The organism is Mycetohabitans sp. B2 (assembly GCF_021733735.1).
Classification (GTDB): Bacteria; Pseudomonadota; Gammaproteobacteria; order Burkholderiales; family Burkholderiaceae; genus Mycetohabitans; species Mycetohabitans rhizoxinica.
Window position 1 is genome coordinate 1 of sequence record NZ_JAHKSP010000055.1, and the last position, 418, is coordinate 418.

Genomic DNA, 418 nt, shown 5'->3' on the forward strand with positions numbered 1-418 from the left:
CGCAGTACGTCGACACCCCGGTGGATCGCGTCGAGCGCGCGGGCAGCCGCATCCAAGTCCTGCTCAAGCAGGAATCGGTACAGCCGCACCAAATCTGCCCGCGCGGCACGCGTATAGCGAACGCGGTAAGTCAACCGTGCGCCCCGCGGGCGGAGCGCGCCGCGTCGAGCATATCCTCAAGCTCAGTCAGTACTGCATCGGCCTGCACATATTCGCCAGTGCGCTGCGCCTCTTCTCGGGCCGCAAGGCCACGTGCGATGAAGGCTCGCTGCAGCCGTCGATGCGCGACACCGGCCCGTAGGGCCGACTCCATAAACGCCGATAGTGTCTCGTTTTCGTTTAGCACCTCTTCCACCGCATGTCGTAGCGTGGGCTCGACACGCAGTGCTGGGAGTGTCGCTGTCTTCATCATGGCGCC

The 418-nt window shown here is 64.6% G+C and carries 1 protein-coding gene; it reads right to left on the minus strand.

All coding sequences use genetic code 11. The features are described 5' to 3' along the window. Positions 1-130: 130 nt before the first annotated feature. Positions 131-418, minus strand: a 288-nt coding sequence (locus tag KPG66_RS13535) for a YlcI/YnfO family protein (RefSeq protein ID WP_442929445.1), incomplete at its 5' end; no start/stop codon positions are given.